This window comes from Acinetobacter sp. YZS-X1-1, assembly GCF_000804305.1.
Lineage (GTDB): Bacteria > Pseudomonadota > Gammaproteobacteria > Pseudomonadales > Moraxellaceae > Acinetobacter > Acinetobacter variabilis.
This window is the reverse complement of record NZ_JWHB01000009.1, coordinates 32,510-52,023: the sequence shown is the minus strand read 5'-3', so window position 1 is coordinate 52,023 and position 19,514 is coordinate 32,510. Positions and strand designations below refer to the sequence as shown.

The window sequence follows — 19,514 nt, the reverse complement described above, 5'->3', positions numbered from 1 at the left end:
AATTATCTGTTGAATATCAGCTTTATATATACCAATCGCAATTCCTATGAGCGTTTACAGCTCCTCATGCTGGATAGCTGTAGAGCTTTGGATAATGGCATTTAAGACTTGATTTAATTTTCAAGTTTTAATTTCTAGGAATCATATTTTGGCTGACGTACTGGAAGATTTAGACAGCAAAGAATGAGATTCATGGATCAATAATTTTCATTCACTTAGAAAGCTCAAGATAAAAGCGTAACAATTCGTCGCTGTCACTTCCATCCTGAAATGACTCTGCTAAAGTAAAAGCAAATCAATAAATTGCAGGGAAGAACAGCATGGCATATCAAAATTTGGATCAGCAGTTTATTGCGGGTCAGTGGCAACCCGGTCGTTCCCAGAAAATGATTCAGAACTTGAATCCTTATACTCAAGATACAATCTTTACTCTGCAGGCTGCCAGTACAGCAGATGTGGATGCGGCTTATGCGGCAGCTGATAAAGCCTTTCAGCAGGGTGCCATTAAATCAGTTGAGTTCAGACAGCAAATCCTGCAAAAACTACAACAGGTAATTCAGGCACGTCAGGATAAAATTATTGAATGGTTGATTCTTGAGTCTGGAAGTACCCGTTTTAAAGCTGGTCTGGAAGTTGGCGCTGCTCTATCTATTATTCAGGAAAGCCAGAAATTTCCAGAGCAGATCAAGACTGAACAGCTGGAGAGCAAAGATCCACAACGTAAAAGTCTGGTACTACGAAAACCCTTGGGTGTGATTGGCATCATTAGTCCATGGAATTTTCCATTTCATTTATCCATGCGTTCTGTAGCAACAGCGATTGCCTGTGGAAATAGTGTGGTACTCAAGCCAGCAAGTGATACGCCGGTAACAGGTGGAACCCTATTAGGAAAGCTGTTTGAAGAAGCTGGCTTACCTGCAGGTGTGCTCAATGTGGTTTCAGGGGCAGGCAGTGAAATTGGTGATTATTTTGTCGAGCACCCAATTCCAAAAATGATCTCATTCACGGGTTCTACAGAAGTCGGACAGAAAGTAGGAAGCAAAGCCTTAGCCAGCCCTCGAATTAAACGTCTGGCGCTGGAACTGGGCGGAAATGCGCCACTGGTGATTCTGGATGATGCAGACCTTGATCTGGCAGTAGAGTTGACAATTATGGGACGCTTTATGCATCAGGGGCAAATCTGTATGAGCACTAATCGCGTCATTGTCGATGCGTCCATCCATGATGCCTATGTGGAAAAGCTTTTAGAACGGGTGAAAACTGTTGCTGTGGGTGATCCAAATCTGGAAGAGACCATTATTGGTCCGATCATCAATCAGAGTCAGGTCAAAAAACATCAGCAGATTATTCAAAGTGCAAAAGAGCAGGGTGCAGAGCTAGTATATGAAGGGGGTATAGAAGGTAATCTGGTCTATCCACATATCTTTACTGGGGTAGCACCTGAATCTCCACTGGCTCAGGAAGAAAGTTTTGGACCGATTCTACCAATACTGAAAGCTCGTGATGAAACACATGCCTTAAAGCTGGCCAATGATACCCGTTTTGGCTTATCCAGTGCGGTTTGTACCTCGAATATTGAACGTGGTATTAATTTTACGGAACAGCTTGATATCGGTATGACCCATATCAATAGTATTAGTGTGGCAGATCAGGCTAATGCACCGTTTGGGGGCGAGAAAAACTCTGGACTTGGACGTTTTAATGGACGCTGGATTTTTGAGGAATTCACCCGTACTCACTGGCTGACTGTACCCAATGAATAATATTAAATGATAGAAACTTATCCATAATACATACAGGTTTAAGCTTGGCATCAAGCTATAATCAGAATATCAAGTGATCTGTCTGATTAAGCATGTGTGCCAACTTTAAGCCTTTAACTTCGCAGCAAATACATGATCTGGGCTTGCCGGAAATTCCCTTTGAATATCCGGAAGAAGTCTATCCGAATTATGCTACACCCTTGTTATTTCAATCTGATCAAGGTCTGGAATGGCGCTCGGTTAACTTTGGCTTTATTCCCAAATGGGCAGAGGATAAAACGATTGGGACAAAAACCTACAATGCCAGAAATGAAACTTTGCTGCAAAAACCAACCTTTGCAGAGGCGACAGCCAAATGCAAGTTTGGGGTGATTCCCGTCTCGGAATTTTATGAGTCAAAGTATTTTGATAATAAACCACAGCGCTGGGGCGTCAGACGTAAAGATGGAAAGGCGACCTTTATTGCGGCACTGTATGAAATTGCTCGGGTGCAGGATGAAATCATACGTTCAACCAGTATGATTACGATGGATGCAATAGACCATCCCATGATGAAAGAGTTTCATGAGCCGGGAAATATTAAACGTTCAGTCATTGTGATTCCGCACGAACGTTTACATGAATGGCTGAATCTCACGCAACCGGATATTCGCAGCTTTGTACAGGGATTTCCAGTAGAGGAGTTCGAATGTTCACATGTACCAAAAGAAAGAATCAAAAAAGCTAGTCCACAGCTGAACTTTTTTGATTCCTAAAACCTAGAAAGCAATGGCGGATCGTTAATTATTATAAAAGGTGTTATTGATCTCGCCAGCTAAATTCAAAATTGAAAAATACTTAACGAGCCAAATTTTTAAAGATATGGCGTAAGCTTTCCATAGTTTTTTCAATTTGTAATGGGGTTAGCCCTTCAAATGACTGTTCCAGTACAACATTGGTCAGGTCATTAATTTTATGTGTCATTTCCATTCCTTTTTCAGTCAGCACGACACGGGTAATACGAGCATCGTCTTCACAGGAATAGGTTTCAACCAGACCTTCATCTTTTAAGCGATAAACGATCTTGGTGGTTGTCGACATTTTAGATACGACCATTTCTGACAGGTCAGAAACGCTGGCATGTGGTTTGGCTTTAAGAGCAAGCAAAATACGGCGACGTGAATTATCGACACCATACTTTTTAAGTGCATGATCTACATTTAGGACATATTGGGCATGAACTTGAGTCACCCAGTAGTATGGAAAGTTTTCTAAATTAAAGTGTTCTGCACAAGGTAAAAATTTTGCATATTTTTTAGTCATGAAATGTTCCTTTTATTTATTTTTCTAGGGCACTGACATTTTATGTAAAAGTTTATACATGTTTCAACCTTTATTTTTAAAATGTTAACGAGATTGCATTTGTTAGATCTTCTTAACATCAAAAAAATCAGGTGATTTATGTGTTGTAGATCAATCGGGGCAAATTGTAACTGTCTTTATCCAGATGAATGGCATTGATATGACATGCAAATCTTAAGACTCCAGATTAAATTTAGAGTCTGAATAAGAACTAGATTGGCAAACCATATGGATAAATGGCCGACCTGCGCATATCTTACTTTTGGTGAGTATGCGGAAATACAATTCAAAATCGATGCTGTTTAAATGAATGCTCTGGTAGATTTTATAATCTGTAGCACGATGCAGATTCGGATTTTTCAGATCTGATCGAAAGCTAGAGCGAGTACATTTAATTTGGTCACTCATCGAATAAAACCGTTTTGGATGAGAAACTTATGCATCTTTTTGATCCTACGACTAACTATTCATAACGTGTATGAACTATTTTAATAAAAAAATCCATATTTAAAATATGTCTTTAGATAAGTGGATTTAAGGGACGTAGCAGGATAGTGGATCATTCAATATTTTATGATGTATGAAGAGATATGAATATTAAGAGAAACAGTAATTTATATCTCAGGCTTCTATCAGATAGATTTAATGGGCTTAGGGTCAAAAAGAAGCCTAAATTTTCTTTAATTTGTAATGAGTTATGTAGAACATAACAGATTCAGGCCAATGATTTGAAAATTAAAAGATTTCACCACAAGGGGGAGGCAAAGCGGTGTAACAGTTTTTCATAAATTTTATTGTTCAAAAATCATAAGTTTATGCATAATGGATGTATCTTAAGTTGAAAAGGTTAAATTAAATGGATCCCTCGCCGTGCGTTGATCTTCCATATTCGTTGCTTACATACTCAAATGGGATGGTGTGCTAATGGAATTTTTATTAGATCCCGGAATTTGGGTTGGTTTAATTACTCTTATTATTCTCGAAATCGTTTTAGGTATTGATAACCTAGTCTTTATTGCCATTCTGGCTGAGAAACTTCCTCCTGAACAGCGTGATAAGGCCCGCGTGATCGGTCTATCCTTAGCCTTGTTGATGCGTTTAGGTCTACTGTTCGCAATCTCTTGGTTAGTCACCTTGACTCAACCGCTTATTCAATTATTTAACTGGACATTCTCCGGACGGGATTTGATTCTGCTCTTTGGTGGTTTATTCCTGCTCTATAAAGCCGTTACCGAACTTCATGAAAAAATTGAAGGCAAGCCTGAAATACAGGTCACGACCAAGGTGGCATATGCGGGCTTTACAGCCGTTGTGGTTCAGATTGTCATTTTGGATGCTGTATTCTCATTAGACTCAGTGATTACCGCCGTAGGTATGGTCGATAATATCTATGTCATGATGGCAGCCATGATTATCGCGATGGCCGTGATGTTACTGGCGTCTAAGCCATTGACTAACTTTGTGAATCGTCATCCGACAGTTGTGATTCTATGTTTGAGCTTCCTGTTACTGATCGGGATCAGCCTGATGGCAGAAGGTTTCGGTTTCCATATTCCAAAAGGCTACATCTATTCCGGTATTGGTGTTGCAATTGCAGTTGAAGCCTTTAACCAGTTTAGTCAGCGCAATGCTGCGAAACATGAAGCCAAGATTCCGCTGCGTCATCGTACCGCTAACAGTATTCTTCAACTGATGGGTGCTAAGCTTGAAACCACCAGTACCATTCAGCATGAAGCACAGGAAACCTTTGCGGATGAAGAACGCTATATGATTGGCGGGGTATTGACCTTGGCAGAGCGTTCTGTAGCATCGATCATGACCCCACGAAGCCAGATTTCCTGGGTCGATCTGGAGGATAGTCCGGAACAGATCCGTGAAAAAATCCTGTCTGTACCCCACAGCCTGTTTCCGGTTTGCCGGGGCAGTCTGGATAAGGTGATTACCATCGTTCGTGCCAAAGAACTATTAGATGTACTGGATGAACCGGAAGAATTAAAAGCTTTGATCAAGCGTCATCGCCCTATCTATATCTTTGAAAGAATGAAAGTGATTGACGCGATTAATACCTTGCGCACATCAAAAGGCTCTCTGGTACTGGTCAGTGATGAATTTGGTCATGTACAAGGTCTGATTTCACCGCTAGACGTGTTTGAGGCAATTGCCGGTGAATTCCCAGATGCCGATGAGCAGCTGGATCTGGTCAAAGTTGATGATACACACTGGATTGCGTCCGGTATGCTGGATCTGTACCAGTTAGAACTTGAGCTCGGTATGCTGGATCTGATTGATGAAGATGCAGGCTATATCAGTGTTGCTGGTCTGATTCTGGATAAAACCAATAGTGTGGTCGAGGTAGGCACTGAACTGAACTACCAAGGTGTTCAATTCAAGGTAATGGAAATCGAAAATAACCGGATTAAATCGGTGAGTATCCATTATCAAGGTTAATCGCCTGTCTTTATTATTTTTTTGAGTCAGTTGCTTAAGGGCAACTGACTTTTTTATTGAATACTATTTATGACTTAGATATTAATGCTTACCTAAGCTTATTTTTCAGGCTAAATGGAGTATTGAATATTTCAGAAGCCAAGAATGAGTAATAGGTTTTACTGGCTTAGAAGTAAGAAATCTTGATGAAGTATTAAATTGCAGACATGCTTTATTTAGAATTATTAAACAAATTTAAATAAAGTTTAAAAATAAGTGTGAATTTGACTAATTGGTAAAATATATATATCACGTAATTTTGAAAGATATTAGTCAAATTTGAGATACAAAAGCTCATCCAAAGCTTACACAATACTCAGCTTGAGCGCTTGAAAAATTATTTTTGCCAGATTATGGCTGACTTTAATTATCTAAAAAATAAGTTGAATAGTGTAATAGGGTGTTCCATATATTTATTATAAAACACCCGACAGATGCTTAATCTGCCAAAATCCGAAAGTCTGCATATTGACGGATCGTTTCTATATTCAATTGATGGATCTCATCCATAAATGCAGTATTAAAATGACCTAAGGTCGGTGCTTTGGCAAAAGCCAATTGACCGGCGATTGCAAAATGTACATGAGCAGAGAGTGCTGCGATCGTAGGGTAACTTACTGCACTATAAGCTGCAATCAGTGCGCCTAAGGCACATCCAGTTGCTGTGACGCGCGGCTGTAAATATGAACCGCCTAAAACCTGAATCACAGGATAATCTCTGGAAATGATGTAATCAGACTCACCTGAAATAGCAATACATTCACATTGTTCCAGTAAGGACTGCACCTGTAGATAAACTTCTGAGCTATCAACAGTGCTATTGACGCCTTTGGACTCGATTTTTTTCCCTGCCAAAGCACCAATTTCTGAAGCATTCCCCCGTAAAATTGTGGGTTGATAGGTCATGAGCTGATCCACAACACTTGAACGCCAATGCAGTACGTTTCCATAACCAACAGGATCTAGTACCCATGACTTTTGGATACTGTGTGCTGTTTTAGTAGCGATCTGCATCGCCTCGACCTGTTCGGTAGTCGGCGTTCCCAAATTTAAACTGAGTGCTCCAGCAATTTTGACAAAGCTCTCTGCTTCAAAAGGATTATCAATCATAGCGGGCGAAGCATTCGCAGCCAGCAAGATATTGGCCACATAGTTGCTGGCCACCGCATTGGTCATCACATGTACCAATGGTTGCTGCTCTTGAAGCAATGACCAGGCTTCACAGATCTGATCGAGAAGAGTATTTTGTAATTGTTGCACGGAAGTATTCATCATCCTGATCTTTCAAATATGAATAGAGCTGCTAAATGCTTAGCGGGTAAAATAATGGTCTTGATGTTTGCAGTTACGGCATAACAGGCTGACATAATCGCTGGCATCATATTCAACAGTAAGCTCTTGTGAGCCGCAATGCATACAGCGTTTTTGTGAATAAAATTTCAGGCGTGGTTCAATCTTCTGCCATGAACGCCAGATCGGCTGGAAGAAAATATTTTCATCATAACCAAGAAAGCGGAAAAACAGAATGCTGCTCATTTTGCACAAAGGCAATTGTGGTGGACGAGGCAGAATTGAGGTTTCCCATTTTTCATTCACTGAACGTTCCCGATATTGCTGTAGGGTCTTTTTCAGTAAATTGGTATTAATGAAATTTTCATTTCGTGGTTTTAAAGCTTTCTGCTGATACAGATATTCGAGGGCCGATTGCACGAGATAATAAATCTGTCCCACAGCCAAAACATCGAGCAGGCGATAGCAGAAAGCCTGAAAACTTTGATTGCCCGCAATCTGGATACCCCAGCTACGGCAATAGAACTGTGCGAATTGAATGACTTCCTGATACAGTAGACAATACAGTGCATCTTTGACTTCATCCGCACTTTTAAAAGGCACGCCTTTACTCAGATTTTCATAGAACCAGAAACGCAACTGCTGGGTAATACTAAACAGGCTTGGCTCAGAATAGCCATCCAGACGTACATTAATATAGTACTGCTGATTCTCTTGTTGAATATCTCTAGGAACTAGAATCTGATCTTTCAGCAGATTTTTGACCAGACCATGCTGATACAGGTAATTCGGGCTGATGGAATAATATTTAATGGCATGCCAGTCAATATATTCCTGATGCTGGCTATGTTCCTGAACCTGTTCATCCAGAATCGAGAGCAGAAACAGTTTATTAATAAAACTGAGCTGATTGAGCTCATATTCATGCCGATCCTGCTTTTTATGAAATTTCCGGTTTTCCTGTAAACGGACTTCTTTCAGCATACGTTTACGATGAGCCAGACACTGATCGCAATAACAGTTATGTTTCTGGTCGGTATAGAGCTGATGCTGGCAGTGGCTGCATTCATGATAAGTAATGTCCTGATCATACTGTTCTGCCTCGATCCAGTACATGGAGGCCTTACATAGTGGGCACTGCGTACTTTCATCAAGCTGTTTTTGCAGAACGTTGAATACCATGATTGCGCACAACTCCAGAATAAAGAGAAACTGCGATTATACACAGCTCATCAAAGTCACGCGTTATTTGAGAATATTTTAATGCAGCAGATTTCAGGAGGAGAGAGCCTTTCAACAAACAGAGCTACCGAAGTAGCCCTGTATTCAAGAAAACTGGATCATCGTTTTTTAAACGGGGCAGGGTAATGTTTCGTCTTCCTCTCCTTGATGTTTCGCTTGAATCAACGCCTGCACTTTTTTGGATGGAACCTTTTTGCCACCGAGTGCATCATAAGTATTCAGAATCGCACTGACCTCATGCGCTTGTAGCTGAACGCCTTCAGAACTCATAAACAGGGCAATGACTTTATGATCAATATTGGCCTGATCCAGAACCTGAAGTGTTTTAAGATTTTCAATCCGTACCACATGCTGTTTTAAATACATATCTCACCTCAATTTCTTTGTTGTCGTTATTCTTGGAGTCTTTGCGCTTGGAGAAAACACACTTAAACTGTAGCAAAAACCATGCTCATTTTTTAATCAGTATTTCGGAATTGCTATTAATCCTAAATTATATATTTTTAAATCAAATAGATAAGAAAATGTAAAAAAATATGATATTGGCTGAAAACTTGGCATATATCTTTCTTTAAATCCTGCCATTGCTATTGGGTGAGCCAAAATGCATTCAAATTGGTGCGTGTCATTTGTGCATTTAAAGTGCAATTCAGAACGCAGATTAATCAGAACTTAATCTTTTAGAAGTCAGATTTTGCAGTGCCCAGCATCTAAATTGGATAAGGTTGTTCTGAACTCGGGCAGTAATTTTCCATATTGGAATAATACTTTGCATGTGCAGGAATCATACACTGCAGATGAGGGCTTTTTTTATTCTATCTTTAAGTTGTTTTACAGAGGGGGATTTTAGATATCGGGCAAATATAAGGCGATTATCGTATATTTTGATGTAGCTCAATTGAAAAGATTAGTAATTATTCCCATATACAATACAAATGAAACGCACAGACAGGTTCAAGATCAAGGCGTATGATCAATACATTGACAATCTTTTGCCTTAGAAGCTGTGCAATAAAGGATCAGGACATTATATGAATATCGCGGCGAATCCGGTGATCGAAGCAGATCAAACCATTTATTTAAAAGACTATCAAAAACCTTCTTTTGTTGTAAATTCTATCGACCTGAATATTCAAGTCTATGACGATCATACGCTGGTCAGCAGCAAACTGGAGATGCAGCGTCAAACAGCAGGTGATCTGGTATTGCTTGGTCGTGACCTCGAACTGCAATCGATCCAGTTAAATGGTCAGCCACTAAATGCATCAGATTATATTCTGGATACTGAGCAACTGGTGATTAGCAATGCTCCAGATCAGGCGACCATTGAAACAGTCGTCAAGATTCACCCAGAAACCAATACCATGCTAGAGGGTTTGTATCAGGCCAGTTCAGATCTGTTCGTCACTCAGAACGAACCAGAAGGTTTCCGTAAAATTACGTTCTATCCAGACCGGCCAGATGTATTGTCTGTATTTACTACTCGTGTTGAAGCTGACAAAAAGTATCCAGTGCTACTAGCTAACGGTAACCTGATTGAGACGGGTGAAGTGGATGAAAATCGTCACTATGCACTTTGGCAAGATCCAACCAAAAAGCCGAGCTATTTATTTGCCTGCGTCATTGGTGATCTGGCAGTAATGAAAGATCGCTATACCACATCAGAAGGTCGTGATGTGGCACTGGAAATCTATGCTGAAGAAAAAGACATTCCAAAATGCAAAATCGCGATGGAAGCCTTAAAACATTCCATGCGTTGGGATGAAGAGCATTATGGTCTGCCATACGACCTCGATAATTACATGATCGTAGCAACCAGCGCATTCAACATGGGAGCGATGGAAAACAAAGGTCTGAATATCTTCAATACCTCATGCGTATTGGCTGATGAAGAATATACAACTGATGCTGCCATCATGCGTGTACAGTCCGTGATTGCCCATGAATATTTCCATAATTGGACGGGTAACCGGATTACTTGTCGTGACTGGTTCCAGCTGTGTCTGAAAGAAGGTTTGACTGTATTCCGTGATCAGTCTTTCTCGGAAGATCTACAGTCTGCTGCGGTACAGCGTATTGATGATGTTGCAGTCCTGAAAGCGCATCAGTTCCCGGAAGATTCTGGCCCTTTATCGCATCCACCGCGTCCGGATCATTTTGTAGAAATTAATAACTTCTATACTGCGACCGTGTATGAAAAAGGTGCAGAAATTAACCGTATGATGGCGACTTTGCTCGGTAAAGAAAAATTCCGTCAGGGTACAGATGAATATTTCCGCCGTCATGATGGTCAGGCCGTAACGGTTGAAGACTGGGTAGCTGCATTGACTGCCGGTTCTGGTGTGGATCTATCAAACTTCCTGACTTGGTATAACCAGCCAGGTACACCGAAACTGGTCGCAAAAGGTGAGTATGATGCAGATGCACAAACTTATCGTCTTAGCTTTAAGCAAAGCCTGAAAGCTCATCCGAAATATCCGAATCTGAAAGCTGTTCCGATTCCAGTGGCTTTAGCCTTGTTTGATGCGGCTACAGGTGAGCAGCTGAGCCTGCACTCTGATGCCTTATTTGAAAATGGCGTCAAAGATGGGGTGTATTTGTTTGATCAGGATGAAGCGACCATCGAGTTTAGCGGTATAACTAGCAAGCCGGTTGTTTCTTTACTGCGTAACTTCTCTGCACCCGTTGTTCTGCATTTTGATTACTCTGAACAAGAACTGGCGTTCCTGTTGCAATATGAAACCAATGGTTTTAACCAGTGGCAAGCGACGCAGACTTTATTAGAACGTATTCTGCTGGATGATCAACCTTCTGAAATCTATATCGAGGCGATGCTGAATACCTTGCCTGATCTGATTCAAAAAGATCCGTTATTGGCTTCCCGTCTGTTTGATGTACCGGCTGAAGGTTACCTGGGTAGCCGGATTGATACAGACTATAATCCAGCCATGATTCAGGAAAAACGTGATGCCTTGCTGCATAAATTGGCACGTGCCTTTGGAGCCACAGCTAAAGAAATCTATCTGAGTCTGGATCCTGAATTGCAGTCAGATTTCTCCCAAGCGATGGGTGTACGTGCATTGAAAAATATCATGTTGATGCTGATTGCACGTCAAGGTGATGAAAGTGCATTTGAACTGGCAGAGCAGCAATACCAAAACACAGGCAACATGTCTGAACGTTTAGGTGCCTTGCGTGTGCTGGTATGGAATGATGCACCTCAAGCCAAAGCATTCCTGGATGATTTCTATAACCGCTTTAAAGATGAAGCACTGGCACTGGATCAATGGTTCATGCTGCAAGCCGCTCATCCAAAAGCGACAGCAGAAACAATTAAAGCACTCACTGAGCATGCAGATTATGACTTGAAAGTGCCAAACCGTATTCGTGCAGTGAGTGGCGGTTTGAATGCCAATCCGGTCAATACCTGGAGCTTTGGTGTACAGCATTATATCGAGCTGGCGAAATATCTGGATCAGAAAAACCCGATTGTCGGTTCACGTCTGCTTCAGGTGCTTTCACGCTGGTATACCCTGATTGAACCGCAGCGCAGTGAAGTCAAAGCACAACTTGAAGCTTTAAAACCACAGGTGAAATCGAAAAATGTCTCTGAGACATTGAACAGCATGTTAAGCGTATAAGATCATTATGTAAAAAGCCGGATCATCTGATCCGGCTTCTTATTATTTACTTATTTTAAATGGTGAATCTAAACACATTTAAAATCCTATAATGCGAAATCAGCCACATAAAAGGTTTACAGTAAGAGGCTAGACAGGAAAGTAAAACTATACTTTTCTATTAAACATGAAGAAATCTTCAAATTGATATACTAGAGGTCTTATTCAAGATGTTGGTGAAAATCGAAGATGGTTTTTATTTAAATACTCGGCATATTATTGCGGTTCATGTCAGCAGAAATGCTGCGACTGGTCTGTTTGAAATCTCCCTTCAATATACACCGCATTCTATTCAGCAAGCTGGAGAATACAAAAAAGTATTTAATAGCCAGCTGGATGCTGAACTCTTCCTGAATGAACTGAATCAAAAAATTCGCTAAAAAAAGCCTGCATAGCAGGCTTTTTTTGTTGTCTGCTTTACGGTCTCACAATCAATACCGGAATCTCGGACTGGGAAAGGACATTCTGTGCCACGCTGCCCAGCATCAGTTTTTGCAAACCTTTGCGGCCATGTGATCCCATGATAATCAGATCGGTCGGAACTTCCTGCGCTGCCTGAAGAATTCCTTCAGAAGGTGCCATACCATGAATGATTTTAGTCGTGACTTGCGTACCATCATGCACAAAATTTGCCTTGATCTCATTTAAAAGATCCAGTGCATGTTGTTCTGCCTGCATGAAATAGTCAGTGACTGCGGGAGCAACCTTATAAAAGTCCACACCTTTAAATGGATCTACGGCAATAATACTGACCAATGTCACCTTACTACTAAAAGCTTTAGCCAGCTCACGGGCATGTTCAGCTGCAGCATAGGACATTGAGGATTCATCGAGTGCGACAAGAATATGTTCATAGTTTTGCATAGTGCCTCCTCATTTTTAGGATATGCAGTGAAATGGTCATTTAGAAAATGGAGGTTCACTGTAGAAGGGTTTAGACAGAAACACTGCCTGAAAAAATTGCGCACCTTGAAGATGCGCAAATCAGATCATTTTTTAACGATTAATACCGGAATTTGACTGGCGCCCAAAACATCTTGTGCAAAGCTGCCCAGAATCATTTTCTGGAAGCCTTTACGGCCGTGTGAACCCATGACGATCAGATCGGCCTGGGTTTCCTCTGCAGTCTCAGCAATATGTTCGGCATTCACCAGACCAGTCACAATGCGGGAATCTGCTTCTATACCTTCACTGTCTGCAATTGCAGTGGCTTCTTTTAGGGCATTTTTTGCATTGGCATGAGCCTGAGCAAAATACTCTTTCATGATGGTTGAACTGTAGTAGAAGTCAGCTTCGGTAAAAGGGTCTTCTGCAATCAGGCTGATCAGGGAAAGTTTACTGCCAAATGCCTTGGCAATTTTGGCTGCATGTCGAACTGCAGAAAAGGAAATATCTGAACCGTCTACTGGGACTAAAATATGTTGGTAAGCCATGATTTTTCTCCGCATGTTGTGTGTCTTTTACGCTCTGATTTATTGATAGCACAGTGCAACCAAGGGTGCAATTGCAAAAAGCTGAAAAATGGCAAAAAATCTTTAAATTACAGATATTTTTCACATGAAAGCAGAGATTTGATTAAAGAAAAAACAGAGCAAAAAACTAGGAATTCAGGTTTGTTGATCAAAAATAACAGAATAAATGACGCTGTTTTTCTGGGGATGGTTTAAACTGCCTAGGCTTATTTTTGGGCTGATCTATGAGGAAGGTTTTGAGGTTTTTTGCCATTCATTTATTGCTGCTCTGTTCAATTATTCTGGCAGGCTGTCAAAATACTGTACAAAATAGCCGGGTCATTGCCGGTGCTTTTAATTTGACCACAGGGATGCAGCAAAAGGTGATGGATCGCTATGCACCCGGTTCGGTCATCGTGCATCAGAATATGGTCTATTCACCGCAGAAAAAGCTCTCTCTGGATTTATATCAACCACAAAATATCGAAAGTATCGGCCCTCAACCAACTATTGTGTGGATTCATGGTGGTGGCTGGATTTCTGGTTCTAAAGAGCATGCCCGAGGTTATTTTAAACTTCTGGCTGCGCAAGGTTATAACGTGGTATCGGTCCAATATCAGTTTGCACCTCAAGCGATTTATCCAAGTCAGTTACATCAGATTGATCAGGCCTTGGAGTTTATTACTCAACATGTAGCCGAATACCAGATTGATGCCCAGAATTTATATCTGGCCGGAGATTCTGCCGGGGCGAATATGGCCAGCCATTATGCTGCGCTTCTAACAAATCCTGACTTCGCCAAACAATCTGATTTTCAGCCTTATCTGCAACCCTCTCAGCTTAAAGGTCTGATTCTGCACTGTGGTATTTATGACCTGGAGTCATTTGCCAGTACTGCACCTGATGAAATGAAGATCGTAGAGTGGGGCGTATATAGCCTGATTCAGGCCTATACAGGGGATCGTAAAAATGATGCCGAGTTTCTCAAACGTATTTCTCCAATCCAGTATATTACGCCGTCGTACCCGCCAGTATTCATTAGCGGGGGCAACAAGGACTTTCTGACTAATACCCAATCCTTGCCTTTTATCAAAGCTTTAAAAGCGCAACAGGTTCCAGTGACAGAAGTTTTTTATCCCGAATCTAAAGCCTGGCTGATTCATGAATATCAGTTCTTTATGGGCAAGAAAGAAAGTCAGCAGACTTTTATCAAGACGCTGGATTTTTTGCATCAGCTTTCGCCCCTCAACATAAACTTATAAAAAATTTATTTCTTAAGAGCATAACTAAGCTTTGTTTTAGGAAAGATAGATTTGGAGAATGGAAAAAATGAACCCTGCGACTTGGGCATATCTTTTGTTGGGTTTGGCCATTATTGCCGAAGTCACTGGATCTACATTTCTGGTGAAATCTGAAGGCTTTACCCGTTTGTGGCCTTCTTTAGCGGTGGTCGTTTTATTTTGTATCGCCTTTTATTTGCTGTCTCAGGTGATTAAGGTGATTCCTTTAGGCATTGCTTATGCGATCTGGGCCGGTGTGGGGATCATTCTCACGGCCATTGTTGGTTATATTGTATTTAAGCAGGCGCTGGATCTTCCTGCTTTTATCGGTATTGCCCTGATTATTTCCGGTGTAGTGGTCATTAATTTGTTTTCTCAAGCATCAGGACATTAAAAGAGATAGACATAAGTTATCTCTATTTTCATGAATTTAAGCCAGCTGAGGTTTAAGCTTAAATAGTAAATAAACCATCAAGCCAAGCAGTAGGCCCCAGAAAGCAGAACCAATGCCGAAAAACTGGATATTGGATGCACTGAACAGAAAGGTCATCAGTGCGGCCTCGCGGTCATGACTGTCCTGAAAAGCCAGTGCAATGTTGTGGCCAATGGTGCCAAACAGGGCAATGCCAGCCAGAACCGTAATCAGAATACCCGGAAAAGCCATCAATAAGCTGGTCAGGGTCGCAGCGAAGAAACCCATCAGAATATAAAACAGACCACAGCTCATACCTGCGATATAACGCTTAGCTGGATCAGGATGTGCCTGTGCATCCAGACTGACTGCTGCACTAATTGCAGCAAGATTAACACTGAAACAGCCAAATGGAGCGAGTAGTGCCTGAGTGAGGCCAGTCCAGCCTAAAATCGAATTTACCTTGGGTGGATAGCCATAACTTTTAATTACAGCCAGGCCTGGTAAATATTGCGATGCCAGATTAATCACCATCAGCGGAAGAGCCAGTCCTAAAATAGCTTGCAGGCTAAATTCTGGTGTGGTCCATACAGGCTGGGCGATGCTCCAGTTCAAATGTGGAAGCGTAAAATCGATAAAGAACGGGCAGAGCGTAATTGCCATTAAGACGGTAATGACAATGCTATAACGGGTACTGAGCTTTTTGGAAATGAGATAGATAGCCAGTACGGTAAGCACAAAGCCCCAGGATTGTTGCAGGCTGCCAAATACCGAAATACCAAATTTCAGCAAAACACCAGCCAGCATGGCGCTGGTCAGACTTTGCGGAATAAACTGAAAAATCCGGTCAAATATTCCGAAAAATCCCAGACAGGCAATCAGGATACCGCAAATCAGAAAAGCGCCAATCGCTTCGGCTAGACTGTAATGGCCTGCGGAAGCAATAATTAACGCCAGGCCGGCTGTCGACCATGCGGTGGAAATTGGATAGCGATATTTCCAGGAAAGCAGCAAGCCGGAAACCCCAATACCTATGCCGAGTGCCCATAACCAGGAACTGATTTGCGCTGCATTTGCACCCAGGCTTTGCGCTGCTTCAATGACCAGTACCGCGGATACGCTGATCCCAATCATGCAGGTAATAAAACCCGCCATGATGGCAGGAAAGGAGAGATCTTGTAAAAGTTTAGGCATCATCCATGAAACTATTTTTAAATGCGTTTAAATCATACGCTTTTCATATATAAACACAATGTTTTTAACAATTTTAGAAAGAGCTGCTCTTGCCAGAAATCTACTAATTTTTAGAAGGTTTAAGTCGCCAGTTTGATTCCGAACCCGCAGAATAGAATTCCTACTGAAGCAACTCCGCCAGTGGTCAATTTATAATTCTGGTTGAAATAGCTCGCGAGTTTGACCCCGGAAAAGATCAGGATTGAAAGGTAGGTCATGCTGATCAGTTGCAGGATTAAAGCCAAGAGTGCAAAAGTCGGTGCCGGATAAGGGTAAACAGGATCGACAAACTGCACAAAAAAAGACAAGTAAAATAGAATTGCCTTAGGATTTAAAACACTGATCGTCAATGCTGTGCGAAAGGGCTGAATCGACTCGACAGTTTCAGGAGTAGCCTTTTTAATCTGAACACGTTGTGACGACTGTTTCGGAAAAAAAGTCTGATAGGCGGCAATGATCAGTTTGATCCCAAGATAACTGAGATAGACAGCACCAATAATTTTCAGGGCAATAAATAGCACGGGAAATGCATGAAGTAGAGAGGCTGCGCCTAACGCCGTACATAGAATCAGAATCAGGTCACCGCTATAAACCCCTAAGGCGCCCATATAACCGGTCTTGATACCAAAGCGGGAGGCAATCGACATGACATAGAGGGAATTTGGCCCCGGCAGTAACACAATTAACGTTGTCCCAATGATAAAGGTCGTTAGATCTGTGATACCAAACACGAAGAACTCGCAAAAATGAAAAAAGCCGATGTGGCATTATAGCAACATCGGCTTGGAGAAATTCTATAAATTCGCTGTGAAATTAGGTGGTGCTCAAAAAACTTTCCTTTAATAAAGCCGCCAGTTGTTCACGGGCTTTGATAAAGCCATCGATACCACCTTGCAGTAATTCACTAGCCATCTGGTCCTGTTTCAGTTGCGCATCAAAATCGGCATGACTGATTGGATTCAGTTCACCTTGAGATTGAATATCTTTGGCTGAAAGTTGAGCCTGAACTTCACGCTGATCATTTTCCAGTTGTTCCAGCAAGTTTGGTGCGACAGTGAGCAGATCACAACCGCTGAGGCCCAGGACCTGTTCAATACTACGGAAGCTTGCACCCATGATTTCAGTTTTAATCCCATGCACTTTATAGAATTCATAAATGCGCTTCACTGAAAGTACGCCCGGATCTTTTTCGATCGGATACGACTCAACACCTTCCGCTTTCTTATACCAGTCTAGAATGCGGCCGACAAAAGGTGAGATTAAAGTCACTTTGGCATCAGCGCAGGCATGGGCCTGATGCTGGCCAAACAATAAGGTCAGGTTGGTATGGATACCTTCTTCTTCCAGCGCTTTCGCTGCTTGAATACCTTCCCAAGTCGATGCGATCTTAATCAGGATGCGGCCAGAATTAATCCCATATTGCTCATATAGCGCGAGTAATTCTTTAGCCTTGGCGATGGTCGCTTCAGTATCAAAAGACAGGGAGGCATCCACCTCAGTCGAAACACGACCTTCAATCAGTTTTAAAATTTCAACACCGAATTTGACGGTCAAAATATCAATGGTGCGTTCTATCAGGGCATTATTCACATAGCCTTCTTGCTGGGCTTGTTGAAAAGCAGCTTCAATCAATGCCTGATTTTCTGGCTGTTTCGCTGCAGCAGTAATCAGAGATGGATTTGTGGTTGCATCCAGAGGGCGAAATTTCTCAATTGCGCTTAAATCACTGCTATCTGCCACAATAGTCGTCAAGTTTTTTAATTGGTTTAATGCAGTTAATGTCATTACGATCTAGTTCTATGGTTATTGCTTATGCATTCTTATATATCATAAATCATCCTCTTACCAAGTAGGCTGTCGTTGAATTTCTGTGATTAATGGTCGGTTTTTCGCTGCTGACGCAAGTGATTAATCAAAAAATGAGCAGCTGTACCCAGTCGAGTTTCCCGACTCCAGACCAGATCGACAAAATATTCAAATTTTGGGGTGAAATCGAGCAGCTGCAAGATCTGTAGTTGCTCCTGCAAGTGTGGCTGTTCATTGATCATTTCCAGAGGAAGTACCCCCCAGCCTAAACCTTGCAGGATCATGTTACAGGCAGATTGATGATTGTCAGTGCGCCAGTAATTTCGGGAAAAGAGTAGTTCTGGTTTAATGCTACGATCACGACTGGCAACAACAATCTGTCGATTTTGTAAAATCTGCTCATAACTGACCTGATGAAATTGACTTAATGGATGCTGTTTGCCCGCAACGGCGACCAGTACCTCACGCTTTAATTCTATAAACTGTTCACGGGTTTCCAGCTGTTCTCGTTCAAACATCAGCGCTAACTGCGCTGAACCTTCAAACAGCATGCGATGAGCATCCTCTTGGGGTGCGCTAAATACATTAACTTGCAGCGCTGAAAATTCCCGTTCCAGCAAAACGATATAATCGGTCCAGCGGGTATGGAGTAATTCAGACACCACCACAATATTTAATTCAGATTCCAGGCCTGAACTGAGCGCAAGCGCATGTTGCTTCCATTGGTTGATTTCAACCAAAAGCTGTTCAGTTTTTTCATATAGCACTTTCGCCTGCGCGGTGGGTTTCGGTTCACGGCCAATGCGTTCAAATAGCGCCAGATTAAGATCAATTTCCAGATTGGCAATGGACATGCTCACTGCAGAAGGAACTTTACCAAGTTTACGTGCAGCAGCAGAGAAGGAGCCGGTTTCCATGACCAGTTTAAACATCAGCAGCTGTTCTTGATTAATATTCATGAATTCTATCTTTCATTTTTATTGATAGATTCTAACTCGAATAATCAAATTTAAAGAAATATAATTCTTCTATCTCCTGACTTGATGAACTGAAATGTTAATTTCGAAAAGAAGACTGATTCATGCCACCTTATATGAAGGCATTTTATTGGTGGTGATTGCCATATTACTGAGTACGCTCATGCATATGCCGCTTGAGGTCACAGGCGCTCTCGGAATTGCGATGGCTGTGACTTCAATGTTCTGGAATATGCTGTTTAATCATTATTTTGAAAAGTTTGAAGCCAAACATCGTCTGAAAAGAACCATCAAAGTGCGGATTGCTCATGCGATTGGATTTGAGGGTGGTTTGATGCTGGCGACGATTCCGATGGTAGCTTATGCATTACAGATCAGTCTGGCGCAGGCTTTTCTTCTGGATTTGGCGATGACGTTATGTATTCTAGTGTATACCTTTATTTTCCAGTGGTGCTATGACCACCTTGAAGCCAAAATGGGTCTGGAACCAGACTACCGAAAAGCTTAACTTGAGTCTTTACTAGAGTAATCTTCAGTGATTTATGAAAATTA

At 41.6% G+C, this 19,514-nt stretch carries 19 protein-coding genes; 9 read left to right on the top strand and 10 right to left on the bottom strand.

From position 1 onward, the window contains the following. Window positions 1-320: 320 nt before the first annotated feature. Together RJ01_RS07325 and RJ01_RS07320 are read left to right on the top strand one after the other, a co-directional pair. Window positions 321-1,763, top strand: coding sequence for an aldehyde dehydrogenase family protein (locus RJ01_RS07325; protein WP_034170563.1), 1,443 nt, complete (start codon window positions 321-323; stop codon window positions 1,761-1,763). 92 nt (window positions 1,764-1,855) lie between these two features. Continuing rightward, a complete protein-coding gene (locus RJ01_RS07320) occupies window positions 1,856-2,518 on the top strand; it encodes an SOS response-associated peptidase family protein (RefSeq protein WP_034170562.1) in 663 nt (220 codons plus the stop codon). A gap of 82 nt (window positions 2,519-2,600) precedes the next feature. Here the strand turns inward: RJ01_RS07320 and RJ01_RS07315 are convergent, their stop codons facing one another. Further along, the gene (locus RJ01_RS07315; protein WP_005236095.1) at window positions 2,601-3,065 is read right to left on the bottom strand and encodes a MarR family winged helix-turn-helix transcriptional regulator; all 465 of its coding nucleotides are present in this window, start codon (window positions 3,063-3,065) and stop codon (window positions 2,601-2,603) included. A gap of 963 nt (window positions 3,066-4,028) precedes the next feature. On the opposite strand from RJ01_RS07315, the gene RJ01_RS07310 reads away from it, so the two are divergent. Continuing rightward, window positions 4,029-5,552, top strand: a complete 1,524-nt coding sequence (locus tag RJ01_RS07310; RefSeq protein WP_034170561.1) for a TerC family protein — start codon at window positions 4,029-4,031, stop codon at window positions 5,550-5,552. A gap of 477 nt (window positions 5,553-6,029) precedes the next feature. Here RJ01_RS07310 and thiM read toward each other — a convergent pair whose 3' ends face one another. The 3 genes from thiM to RJ01_RS07295 all read right to left on the bottom strand — a co-directional run bounded on the left by thiM (window position 6,030) and on the right by RJ01_RS07295 (window position 8,489). Next, window positions 6,030-6,863, bottom strand: a complete 834-nt coding sequence (gene thiM, locus RJ01_RS07305; RefSeq protein ID WP_034170602.1) for a hydroxyethylthiazole kinase — start codon at window positions 6,861-6,863, stop codon at window positions 6,030-6,032. A gap of 39 nt (window positions 6,864-6,902) precedes the next feature. Next, entirely contained in the window at window positions 6,903-8,063 is a 1,161-nt protein-coding gene (locus RJ01_RS07300; protein ID WP_034170560.1) for a hypothetical protein, read from the bottom strand. A 168-nt stretch (window positions 8,064-8,231) separates the two neighbouring features. Continuing rightward, the gene (locus tag RJ01_RS07295; protein ID WP_005236083.1) at window positions 8,232-8,489 is read right to left on the bottom strand and encodes a hypothetical protein; all 258 of its coding nucleotides are present in this window, start codon (window positions 8,487-8,489) and stop codon (window positions 8,232-8,234) included. Between the two features lie 665 nt (window positions 8,490-9,154). On the opposite strand from RJ01_RS07295, the gene pepN reads away from it, so the two are divergent. Then, window positions 9,155-11,764 carry an aminopeptidase N gene (pepN, locus tag RJ01_RS07290; protein WP_034170559.1) on the top strand — a complete coding sequence of 870 codons (2,610 nt, stop codon included), beginning with the start codon at window positions 9,155-9,157 and terminating at the stop codon, window positions 11,762-11,764. A 209-nt stretch (window positions 11,765-11,973) separates the two neighbouring features. Continuing rightward, window positions 11,974-12,183, top strand: a complete 210-nt coding sequence (locus RJ01_RS07285; protein ID WP_034170558.1) for a hypothetical protein — start codon at window positions 11,974-11,976, stop codon at window positions 12,181-12,183. Window positions 12,184-12,220: 37 nt separating this feature from the next. Here the strand turns inward: RJ01_RS07285 and RJ01_RS07280 are convergent, their stop codons facing one another. Beyond that, window positions 12,221-12,667 carry a universal stress protein gene (locus RJ01_RS07280; protein ID WP_034170557.1) on the bottom strand — a complete coding sequence of 149 codons (447 nt, stop codon included), beginning with the start codon at window positions 12,665-12,667 and terminating at the stop codon, window positions 12,221-12,223. Window positions 12,668-12,792: 125 nt separating this feature from the next. After that, window positions 12,793-13,236: a universal stress protein gene (locus tag RJ01_RS07275; protein ID WP_005236076.1), complete on the bottom strand. Its 444-nt coding sequence runs from the start codon at window positions 13,234-13,236 to the stop codon at window positions 12,793-12,795. On the opposite strand from RJ01_RS07275, the gene RJ01_RS16105 reads away from it, so the two are divergent. The 3 genes from RJ01_RS16105 (at window position 13,222) to RJ01_RS07265 (ending at window position 14,928) form a co-directional block, all read left to right on the top strand. Continuing rightward, window positions 13,222-13,470, top strand: coding sequence for a hypothetical protein (locus RJ01_RS16105; RefSeq protein ID WP_152606026.1), 249 nt, complete (start codon window positions 13,222-13,224; stop codon window positions 13,468-13,470). The genes RJ01_RS07275 and RJ01_RS16105 overlap by 15 nt on opposite strands. Before the next feature lie 41 nt (window positions 13,471-13,511). Next, window positions 13,512-14,516 (top strand): alpha/beta hydrolase, encoded by a 1,005-nt coding sequence (locus tag RJ01_RS07270; RefSeq protein WP_034170556.1) that lies wholly within the window; start codon window positions 13,512-13,514, stop codon window positions 14,514-14,516. A 67-nt stretch (window positions 14,517-14,583) separates the two neighbouring features. After that, window positions 14,584-14,928 (top strand): SMR family transporter, encoded by a 345-nt coding sequence (locus RJ01_RS07265; protein WP_034170601.1) that lies wholly within the window; start codon window positions 14,584-14,586, stop codon window positions 14,926-14,928. Window positions 14,929-14,964: 36 nt separating this feature from the next. On the opposite strand, the gene RJ01_RS07260 is transcribed toward RJ01_RS07265, so the two are convergent. The 4 genes from RJ01_RS07260 to RJ01_RS07245 all read right to left on the bottom strand — a co-directional run bounded on the left by RJ01_RS07260 (window position 14,965) and on the right by RJ01_RS07245 (window position 18,944). Beyond that, on the bottom strand, window positions 14,965-16,140 hold the full coding sequence (locus RJ01_RS07260) for a benzoate/H(+) symporter BenE family transporter (RefSeq protein ID WP_034170600.1): 1,176 nt from the start codon (window positions 16,138-16,140) through the stop codon (window positions 14,965-14,967). 119 nt (window positions 16,141-16,259) lie between these two features. Next, window positions 16,260-16,910: a leucine efflux protein LeuE gene (gene leuE / locus RJ01_RS07255; RefSeq protein WP_034170555.1), complete on the bottom strand. Its 651-nt coding sequence runs from the start codon at window positions 16,908-16,910 to the stop codon at window positions 16,260-16,262. A gap of 82 nt (window positions 16,911-16,992) precedes the next feature. Continuing rightward, window positions 16,993-17,964 (bottom strand): transaldolase, encoded by a 972-nt coding sequence (gene tal / locus RJ01_RS07250; RefSeq protein ID WP_034170554.1) that lies wholly within the window; start codon window positions 17,962-17,964, stop codon window positions 16,993-16,995. A gap of 89 nt (window positions 17,965-18,053) precedes the next feature. After that, the gene (locus RJ01_RS07245; protein ID WP_034170553.1) at window positions 18,054-18,944 is read right to left on the bottom strand and encodes a LysR family transcriptional regulator; all 891 of its coding nucleotides are present in this window, start codon (window positions 18,942-18,944) and stop codon (window positions 18,054-18,056) included. A gap of 94 nt (window positions 18,945-19,038) precedes the next feature. On the opposite strand from RJ01_RS07245, the gene aceI reads away from it, so the two are divergent. Next, window positions 19,039-19,470 (top strand): chlorhexidine efflux PACE transporter AceI, encoded by a 432-nt coding sequence (aceI, locus tag RJ01_RS07240; RefSeq protein WP_034170552.1) that lies wholly within the window; start codon window positions 19,039-19,041, stop codon window positions 19,468-19,470. Window positions 19,471-19,514 lie beyond the last annotated feature (44 nt).

What these genes read in the sequence shown, in the direction of transcription:
- RJ01_RS16105 (WP_152606026.1), top strand. Translation starts at nt 13,222, where the DNA reads ATGTTGGTAAGCCATGATTTTTCTCCGCATGTTGTGTGTCTTTTACGC.
- RJ01_RS07300 (WP_034170560.1), bottom strand. Translation starts at nt 8,063, where the DNA reads ATGGTATTCAACGTTCTGCAAAAACAGCTTGATGAAAGTACGCAGTGC.
- RJ01_RS07275 (WP_005236076.1), bottom strand. Translation starts at nt 13,236, where the DNA reads ATGGCTTACCAACATATTTTAGTCCCAGTAGACGGTTCAGATATTTCC.
- RJ01_RS07245 (WP_034170553.1), bottom strand. Translation starts at nt 18,944, where the DNA reads ATGAATATTAATCAAGAACAGCTGCTGATGTTTAAACTGGTCATGGAA.
- RJ01_RS07280 (WP_034170557.1), bottom strand. Translation starts at nt 12,667, where the DNA reads ATGCAAAACTATGAACATATTCTTGTCGCACTCGATGAATCCTCAATG.
- RJ01_RS07325 (WP_034170563.1), top strand. Translation starts at nt 321, where the DNA reads ATGGCATATCAAAATTTGGATCAGCAGTTTATTGCGGGTCAGTGGCAA.
- thiM (WP_034170602.1), bottom strand. Translation starts at nt 6,863, where the DNA reads ATGAATACTTCCGTGCAACAATTACAAAATACTCTTCTCGATCAGATC.
- RJ01_RS07315 (WP_005236095.1), bottom strand. Translation starts at nt 3,065, where the DNA reads ATGACTAAAAAATATGCAAAATTTTTACCTTGTGCAGAACACTTTAAT.
- RJ01_RS07260 (WP_034170600.1), bottom strand. Translation starts at nt 16,140, where the DNA reads ATGCCTAAACTTTTACAAGATCTCTCCTTTCCTGCCATCATGGCGGGT.
- RJ01_RS07310 (WP_034170561.1), top strand. Translation starts at nt 4,029, where the DNA reads ATGGAATTTTTATTAGATCCCGGAATTTGGGTTGGTTTAATTACTCTT.
- RJ01_RS07295 (WP_005236083.1), bottom strand. Translation starts at nt 8,489, where the DNA reads ATGTATTTAAAACAGCATGTGGTACGGATTGAAAATCTTAAAACACTT.
- RJ01_RS07265 (WP_034170601.1), top strand. Translation starts at nt 14,584, where the DNA reads ATGAACCCTGCGACTTGGGCATATCTTTTGTTGGGTTTGGCCATTATT.
- tal (WP_034170554.1), bottom strand. Translation starts at nt 17,964, where the DNA reads ATGACATTAACTGCATTAAACCAATTAAAAAACTTGACGACTATTGTG.
- aceI (WP_034170552.1), top strand. Translation starts at nt 19,039, where the DNA reads ATGTTAATTTCGAAAAGAAGACTGATTCATGCCACCTTATATGAAGGC.
- RJ01_RS07285 (WP_034170558.1), top strand. Translation starts at nt 11,974, where the DNA reads ATGTTGGTGAAAATCGAAGATGGTTTTTATTTAAATACTCGGCATATT.
- pepN (WP_034170559.1), top strand. Translation starts at nt 9,155, where the DNA reads ATGAATATCGCGGCGAATCCGGTGATCGAAGCAGATCAAACCATTTAT.
- RJ01_RS07320 (WP_034170562.1), top strand. Translation starts at nt 1,856, where the DNA reads ATGTGTGCCAACTTTAAGCCTTTAACTTCGCAGCAAATACATGATCTG.